General features: G+C 72.9%; 8 protein-coding genes. 3 read left to right on the forward strand and 5 right to left on the reverse strand.

The window, feature by feature from the left end; all coding sequences use genetic code 11:
• Positions 1–16 precede the first annotated feature (16 nt).
• The 3 genes from pruA to PLP61_RS03855 are packed head-to-tail and all read right to left on the reverse strand — an operon-like array spanning position 17 to position 3,534.
• Positions 17–1,645, reverse strand: coding sequence for an L-glutamate gamma-semialdehyde dehydrogenase (pruA, locus tag PLP61_RS03845; RefSeq protein ID WP_324500535.1), 1,629 nt, complete (start codon positions 1,643–1,645; stop codon positions 17–19).
• A gap of 48 nt (positions 1,646–1,693) precedes the next feature.
• Complete coding sequence (locus tag PLP61_RS03850; RefSeq protein WP_324500537.1) at positions 1,694–2,095, reverse strand: DUF6912 family protein; 402 nt, start codon at positions 2,093–2,095, stop codon at positions 1,694–1,696.
• On the reverse strand, positions 2,092–3,534 hold the full coding sequence (locus PLP61_RS03855) for a WS/DGAT/MGAT family O-acyltransferase (RefSeq protein ID WP_324500539.1): 1,443 nt from the start codon (positions 3,532–3,534) through the stop codon (positions 2,092–2,094). Before PLP61_RS03855 ends, PLP61_RS03850 begins: the two co-directional genes overlap by 4 nt.
• Before the next feature lie 91 nt (positions 3,535–3,625).
• Here PLP61_RS03855 and PLP61_RS03860 point away from each other — a divergent pair, with 91 nt between their 5' ends.
• Positions 3,626–3,982, forward strand: coding sequence for a hypothetical protein (locus PLP61_RS03860; protein WP_324500541.1), 357 nt, complete (start codon positions 3,626–3,628; stop codon positions 3,980–3,982).
• Positions 3,983–3,987: 5 nt separating this feature from the next.
• Positions 3,988–5,307, forward strand: a complete 1,320-nt coding sequence (locus tag PLP61_RS03865; RefSeq protein WP_324500544.1) for a hypothetical protein — start codon at positions 3,988–3,990, stop codon at positions 5,305–5,307.
• Here PLP61_RS03865 and PLP61_RS03870 read toward each other — a convergent pair.
• Positions 5,270–6,511, reverse strand: a complete 1,242-nt coding sequence (locus tag PLP61_RS03870; protein ID WP_324500546.1) for a CpaE/TadZ family protein — start codon at positions 6,509–6,511, stop codon at positions 5,270–5,272. The two genes, PLP61_RS03865 and PLP61_RS03870, sit on opposite strands and share 38 nt — an antisense overlap.
• A gap of 9 nt (positions 6,512–6,520) precedes the next feature.
• A complete protein-coding gene (locus PLP61_RS03875) occupies positions 6,521–7,171 on the reverse strand; it encodes a CpaB family protein (protein WP_324500547.1) in 651 nt (216 codons plus the stop codon).
• Positions 7,172–7,270: 99 nt separating this feature from the next.
• Between PLP61_RS03875 and PLP61_RS03880 the strand changes: the two genes are divergently transcribed.
• A complete protein-coding gene (locus PLP61_RS03880; protein ID WP_324500549.1) occupies positions 7,271–7,507 on the forward strand; it encodes a helix-turn-helix domain-containing protein in 237 nt (78 codons plus the stop codon).
• Positions 7,508–7,607: the final 100 nt, after the last annotated feature.

Here is a 7,607-nt window from a genome sequence, read left to right on the forward strand (position 1 = left end):
ACCAGGTGCGGGCCGCTCATCCCATGTGCGGGTAGCGGTAGTCGGTGGGCGCGTTGAAGGTCTCCTTGATCGAGCGGGTGGAGGTCCACCGGAGCAGGTTCTGCGGCGCGCCCGCCTTGTCGTTGGTGCCCGAGGCACGCGCCCCGCCGAAGGGCTGCTGGCCGACGACCGCCCCGGTCGGCTTGTCGTTGATGTAGAAGTTGCCCGCGGCGAACCGGAGCTCCTCGCGCGCCCAGTCGATGACCCGGCGGTCGCGGGCGATGATCGAGCCGGTCAGGGCGTACGGCGCGAAGCCCTCCATCTGGCGCACGACCTTCTCGAAGTCGCGGTCCTCGAACACGTACACCGACAGCAGCGGGCCGAAGTACTCGGTGGAGAACATCTCGTCGGTCGGGTCGTCGGAGAGCACCACGGTGGGGCGCACGAAGTACCCGACCGAGTCGTCGCACCTCCCGCCGGCGACCACCGAGAGCCTGCGGCTGCGCCGGGCGCGCTCGATGGCCTTCTTCTGGGTCGCGAAGGAGCGGTCGTCGATCACGGCGCCCATGAAGTTGGACAGGTCGGTGACGTCGCCCATCGCGAGCTCGTCGACCTCGGCGAGGAACCGCTCGCCCATCTTCTTCCAGACCGAGCGCGAGAGGTAGGCCCGCGACGCCGCGGAGCACTTCTGTCCCTGGTACTCGAAGGCGCCCCGGATCAGCGCGACCCGCACGACGTCGGGGTCGGCGGACCGGTGGGCCACCACGAAGTCCTTGCCGCCGGTCTCACCGACCAGCCGCGGGTAGGTCTTGTACGACGCGATGTTGGCGCCCACCTGCCCCCACAGCCGCTGGAACAGCCCGGTGGAGCCGGTGAAGTGGATGCCCGCCAGGTCCGGGTGGCCCAGCGCGACCTCGGAGACCTCCACCCCGTGGCCGGGCAGCATGTTGATCACGCCCGGCGGGAGGCCGGCCTCCTCCAGCAGCTCCATCAGGTAGTGCGCGGCCAGCGTCTGGCTGGCCGACGGCTTCCAGATCACCGTGTTGCCCATCAGGGCGGGGGCCGTCGGCAGGTTCCCCGCGATCGCCGTGAAGTTGAACGGGGTGATCGCGTAGACGAAACCCTCCAGGGGCCGGTGGTCCATCCGGTTCCACACGCCCGGGGAGTTCACCGTGGGCTGCTCCGAGACGATCTGCTTGGCGAAGTGCGCGTTGAAGCGCCAGAAGTCGATCAGCTCGCAGGCCGCGTCGATCTCCGCCTGCCAGACGGTCTTGGACTGGCCCAGCATGGTGGCGGCGTTGAGCTTCGCGCGCCACGGGCCGGCCAGCAGGTCCGCCGCCCGGAGCAGCACCGCGGCCCGCTCGTCGAGCGAGAGGGCGCGCCACCCCGGAGCCGCGTCGGCGGCCGCCTTGACCGCAGCCCGCGCCTCGGCCTGGCTCGAGCTGGTGATCACGCCGAGCACGTGCTGGTGGTCGTGCGGCTGCACGACGGGGATCTCGGCACCCTTGCCGGCCACCTTGCGGCCGCCGATGGTGGCCTTGAACGTGGGCTGGAGCCGCTCCTGGCGGGCCAGCTCGGCCTCCAGGGCGGCCCGCTCCGGACTCCCCGGCGCGTACTGCAGGTTCGGCTCGTTGACCGGGGTCGGGACACGGGTGATTGCTTCCATGTGCCTGATGCTGTCAGACAACCGGGGAGTGCTCAACGCGCCCCGGGGTCATCCCAGGTCGGGGATCTCCTGGGTCGCGAACCAGGCCAGGTCGTCGTCCTCGGCCGCGTCGTCGGCCAGGTCCACGTGTGCCGCGGCCACGTCGCGCCACGCGACGTCGCCGACGATCCGCACCTCGGTCGGGTCCTCCGACCCGGTCGGCACCGCGTCGGGTGCGTCGACGGCCAGCACCCGACGCCGGCGGCCCTCCTCGGCAGACCCCAGCGCACGCGAGGCCGCCGCGGCGGCCATCAGCGCGGCGTACTCGCCCTCCTCCTGGTCGACCCCGGGCCAGGCCTCCCGCAGCGCGTCGGTGAGCGCGTGGGCGAGGCGTGGCCCGGGCAGGCGGCGCTCGGTCACCAGCGTCTGGAGGTCGGCCCGGCTGACGGGCACGAAGACCCGGACGCTCACCCCTTCTTCACGGCCTTCTTGCGCCCGCGCGGAGCACGGGGCAGGGCACCGGTGGCGGTGTCCTTGAGCTCCTCCAGGGACTCCTTGAGGAACTGCCCCAGGAGGTCTGCGTCGGGCAGCAGGTCCCGGTCCGCGGTGATCCCGTAGAAGACCCTCCCGTCGTAGGAGGTGACCCCGATCGCCAGCGCGTGCCCGGGCATCAACGGGGGGACCGGGTAGGTCTCGACCATCCGGGCGCCGGCGGCGTACAGGGGGAACTGCGGGCCGGGGACGTTGGTGACGCTGAGGTGGAAGCCGCGGCGCAGCTCCGTCGCCGCCACCCGGGACCCCAGGGCGTGGAAGGTGGTCGGCGCGAAGCCGGCGATGCCGGCCAGCCGGTTCGCGGCCACCGCGCGGCCGGTCTCCTGGTGCGCCTCGAAGGAGTACGACACCTGGTGCAGGCGCACCACGGGGCTGGCCTCACCGACCGGCAGCTCTACGAAGTGGGGGGCGATCATGGTGCCCAGCGAGGTCGCCTCGCGCTCGTGGTCGATGACCGACATCGGCACCACGGCCTTGAGCGGCCGCAAGGCACCCAAGGACTCGCTGCGCGTCATCAGCCAGCTGCGCAGCGCGCCGGTCACCGTGGCCAGGATGACGTCGTTGACGGTCCCCCCGTGGGTCTGTCGGACGGTGCGGTAGTCGGCCAGCTCGGTGCGCACGGCCACGAACCGTCGCTGCTGGGACAGCGGACCGGTGACCGGGGAGTCGGGCATCGGGCGGCGGTTGGCCAGCGCGTTGGCGACGGTGGTGAACCGCTGGGCCGAGGACGCGGCGTACCGGCGCAGCGCGGCGGCGTTGCCGCGGGCGGTGTTGAGGATCGTGACGGGGTGGCGCACCGAGTCGTTGACGGCGTCGGCCAGCACGGTGGTCGGCGTCGGGCGGCGGGCCGGCAGCCACTCCTCGTGGGGCAGGACCTTGGGCTCGCGCCCGACGTCGAGCAGCACCTGCCCGAGGTCGACGGTCTCCACGCCGTCGACCAGGACCTGGTGGGACTTCGAGAGCAGCGCGACGCGACCGCGGGCCAGCCCCTCGACGAAGTACACCTCCCACAGCGGCCGGTTGCGGTCCAGCGGGCGCGAGATGATGCGCGCCACAAGCTCGCGCAGCTGGTCGATGTTGCCCGGACGGGGCAGCGCGGACCGGCGCACGTGGTAGGCCAGCTCGAAGTCCGGGTCGTCGACCCACACCGGGTTGGCGATCCGCCCGGGCACCGACTGCAGCCGCTGCCGGTAGCGCGGGACGAAGGCGATCCGGTCGGCGATCAGCGCGACGAGCTGCTGGTAGTCGAACCCGGACACCCGGGGGTCGAAGATCTCGACCGTGGCGTTGTGCATGGGTGAGGAGGCCGACTCCGCGGCCAGCAGAGCCAGGTCCCGCGGTCGGAGCCGCTCGCTCATGGATCCCCCTCGTCGTCGTCGGTGTCCTGGCACAGGTTAGATTCTCGCAGAGGCCGGGATCCCATCCGGGCCTGGCCGGAGGGAGGCAGCAATGCGCAGCCGGAGGACGTGGGCCGCGGTCGTGGCCGTCCTGGTGGGCTCAGCCACACTGGTCGGGTGCTCGGGCGACGACTCGGGCAGCTCGGAGCCGGTGGTGGTCGAGGTGACCTTCGCCGACGGCGACGTGACCCCCAAGGGTGAGCGGGTGGAGGCGAGCACCGACCAGCCCATCGACTTCGAGATCACCGCGGACGAGCCCGGCACGATCCACGTGCACTCGGTGCCGGAGCAGGAGTTCGACTACGGCGCGGGGAGCTCCACGCACGAGATCACCGTCGACAAGCCCGGACTGGTGGACGTGGAGTCCCACCATCTCGACCAGGTGATCGTGCAGCTCGAGGTCAGCTGAGGACGGTGGACGGGGTCACCCTGGCGCACGGGATCGGGGGCGCCAAGGATCTGCCGATCTCCACCGAGCTGGTCGTCGCCGGCGCCGTCGCGGCGATCACCGTCTCCTTCACGGTTCTTGCACTCGCGTGGCGCACCCCCCGGTACGACGACGCCACCAGCGGACGGCCGGCGCCGGGCTGGCTGCGCAGGATCGTCGACGCGCCGGCGTACCGGCTCGTCCTGCGGGCGTTCGGGATCGCCCTGCTCGGCTACACGCTGTGGGCCGCGGCGCTCGGCAAGGACTCCTTGATCAACCCCGTCTTCGGGATGTTCTACGTGCTCCTGTGGGTCGGGCTGGTCTTCGCCTCGCTGCTGCTCGGCCGCGTGTGGCGGGCGATCAGCCCGTTCCGTGCCGTCACCTACGGGCTGTGCCGGCTCTCCGGAGCGGACCCGGCCACCGGGCTGTTCCGGTACCCCGCCCGGTGGGGGCACTGGCCCGCCGCGGCCGGGCTGTTCGCGTTCGTGTGGATGGAGCTGGCCTTCCCCGGGGCCGACGAGCTCGGATCGGTGCGAGTGTGGATCGCGGTCTACGCCGCGGTGATGCTGGTCGGTGGCGCCCTGTTCGGCTACGCCTTCCACGAGAACGCCGACCCGTTCGAGGTGTACTCCACGCTCGTGGCGCACCTGTCCGTGTGGGGTCGGCGCGGCGACCTCCTGGTCGTGCGCAGCCCCCTCGCGAACCTGCACAGCACACCTGTCCGGCCAGGGTTGGTGGCGGTGGTGTCGGTGCTGTTCGGCAGCACCGCCTTCGACTCCTTCAAGGACTCCACCGCCTGGCTGACGCGGGTGCAGTCCTCCGAGCACCCGCTGCTGCTCGACAACCTGGCGCTGCTGGCGTTCTGCCTGCTCGTCGGGACCGTCTTCAGCCTGGGCACGATGGCCACCGGCGTGGGCAAGGACGTCCGCCGCCGGGACCTGCCGGGCCTCTTCGCCCACTCCGTGGTGCCGATCGTGGTGGGGTACATCGTCGCCCACTACCTGTCGTTCCTGTTCGTGTCCGGCCAGGCCACGCTGATCCAGATGAGCGACCCCCTGTCGAACGGCAGCAACCTGCTCGGCACCGCCGACTGGTCGGTCAGCTACTGGCTCGTCCTGCATCCGTCGTTGCTGGCGAGCATCAAGGTGCTCGCGGTCGTCACCGGGCACGTCCTCGGCGTCGTCGCGGCCCACGACCGGGCGATCGCCCTGCTGCCGAAGCGGCACCAGCTCACCGGCCAGCTGCCCCTGCTGTTCACGATGATCGCGTTCACCGCCGGCGGTCTCTACCTGCTCTTCGCGGCCTGACGCCGGTCTCCCCGGGCACGGGCGGCAGCACGGCGTCGGCGACCTCGGCGACCGCACGCAGCAGCGGGGAGTCCCCACTCTCGACCAGGGTCCTTCCCTCCAGGGCGGCACGGTCGGCTGCGGTGCGGTCCTCGGGGAGGACGTGCACCTGGCGCACCCCGGTGAACCCCTGCACCGTCCCGGTGACCTCGGCCGCGGACCAGCCGAGACTGGGGCGGTACCGGTTCACCACCACGTGGACCGGCGTCACCCCGACCACCTCGTGGAGCTCGGCCAGCCCGCGGGCGAGCCGAGCGAGGCCGACCGGGTCCGCCGCACCGACCACGACCACCTGGTCGGCGGTCTCCAGTGCCGCGAGCGTCAACCCGTTGCGCGCCGGCCGGCCACCGAGGTCGGCGGCGGGGTCCGGCTCGAGGCTGAAACCGGTGTCGACCACGACGTCGGTGCGCTGCCGGGCCAGGTCGAGCAGATGGGTCAGCGCGGTCGGCCGCACCTCCACCCACCGGTCCGCGCGGGGCAGCCCGGTGAGCACGCTCAGTCCGGGGCCCAGCGCCCGCTGGACGGTCGCGAGGCGGTCGGCCAGCTCCCCGGACGCAGCGAGCCGCGCCGCGGCCAGCAGACCGGAGACCTCGTCGAGGATCCCGAGCTGCTGGGCGACCGCGCCGCCGTACGGGTCGGCGTCCACCAGCAGGGTGCGTCGACCCCGCGCAGCCAGCGCCGCCGCCAGGTTGACCGCCAGCAGGGTCCGACCCGGGCCGCCGCCGGGCCCCCACACCGCGACCACCCGACCGTCTCCGGCCGCAGCCGGCACCGGCTCGGACGCCTCGGGACGAGCGGGCTCGGGGGCGGCCGGGGTCAGCACAGCGGCGGGAAGCCCGTCGAGACGGCTCGCCGGGACCAGACTGGTGAGGCCCCACCGGGCGGCGCGGGCCCGGGCGGCGTCGACCGCGCCGACGCCCTCGTCCGCGACCACGGCGACCGGGCGCACCCGGTGACGCTGCAGCAGCTGGACCGCGGTGGCGTCCAGGCCGGGTGCGTCCAGGGCGACCACGGCCACGTCGGCCTGGCCCGAGGAGGCGGAGGCGAGAAGGTCGTCGACGTCGACGCAGCGCTTGAGGACCACCACGTCGGGGGTGCTGCTGAGCAGCCCGAGTGCCGTGGGCTCCCAGGCCGCCCCGGAGGCCACCAGGAGGACGCAGATCACGGTCGGTCCTCAGCCGCGGCCGACGACGGTGATCGCCTGGTCCCCGACCGCGGCCAGGGTCCGGCCCAGCTGGCGCTCCTGTGCCCGGTCGACCCCGAGGACCAGCTGCCGGTCGCCGGAGGACCCGAACGCATCCGACCGGGTCGGCGCAGCGACGACGAGCACGTCGGTGAGCAGCGGCCGGGCGACCGAGCCCCCCTCGGCGTCCTCGGTGGTCACCCACACATCGACCCGGGCGCCGGCCGCGACGTCCGGCGGGACCGCGAGAGCGGGGACGGCGAGAGGCACGGTGAGCAGGTCCGGGTCCCCCGCCGCGCCTAGGGCACTGCGGGCCACCAGCTCCCCGGCCCCCAGGTCACGGGCCAGGCGCAGGTCCGTGGGGAACGGCTGGTCGGCCAGCAGGTAGACCTGCTGGTCGTCGGGGTCCACGAACCGGACCTCCCGGACGGTCAGGTCGTCGGCCGCCAGGACCCGGCCCGCACCGAGGTCGGCCCGCGCCGCCCACACCGAGACGGAGTCGTCGGCGTGGGCGAGCAGCCGAGCACCCGCCAGGACCGACCCGGCGACGAGCGCCACGCCGACCCACAGCCGGGGGTCCCGCCAGGTGGGCCGGCCGACCCGCGTGGCGGCGGGCGGCTCGGCTCCGGCGGTCGACGTCACAGCTGACATCATGGGGCACTCCGGCCGGCCGGTCAGCAAGTTGTCCACAAGCTGCGGCGGCTGCGTGCCACGCTGGCGCTCGGGTGCCACCATGGACCCATGGCAGCAACCCCACGCTTCCTCACTCTCGCGGACGTGGCCGAGGTCCTCAACACCTCCAGCGCGCAGGTGTACGCCCTCGTCCGCCGCGGCGAGCTGCCCGCGATCAAGATCGGCGGCCGTGGCCAGTGGCGGGTGGAGTCCAGCCAGCTGGAGGCCTACATCCAGCGGATGTACGACGAGGCCGCCACGTTCGTCGACCAGCACCCGTTCACAGGGGTGGACGCCGACGAGTAGTGAGGCCGGACTCTTGGGCCAGGTGCCTGTGGAGACGGAGCCTCCGGACTGTGCGCGGAAGAGCGAGACCGTGCCGAGCAATGAGACTGTGCGGAAGATC

This window comes from Nocardioides sp., assembly GCF_035429765.1.
Classification (GTDB): Bacteria; Actinomycetota; Actinomycetes; order Propionibacteriales; family Nocardioidaceae; genus Nocardioides.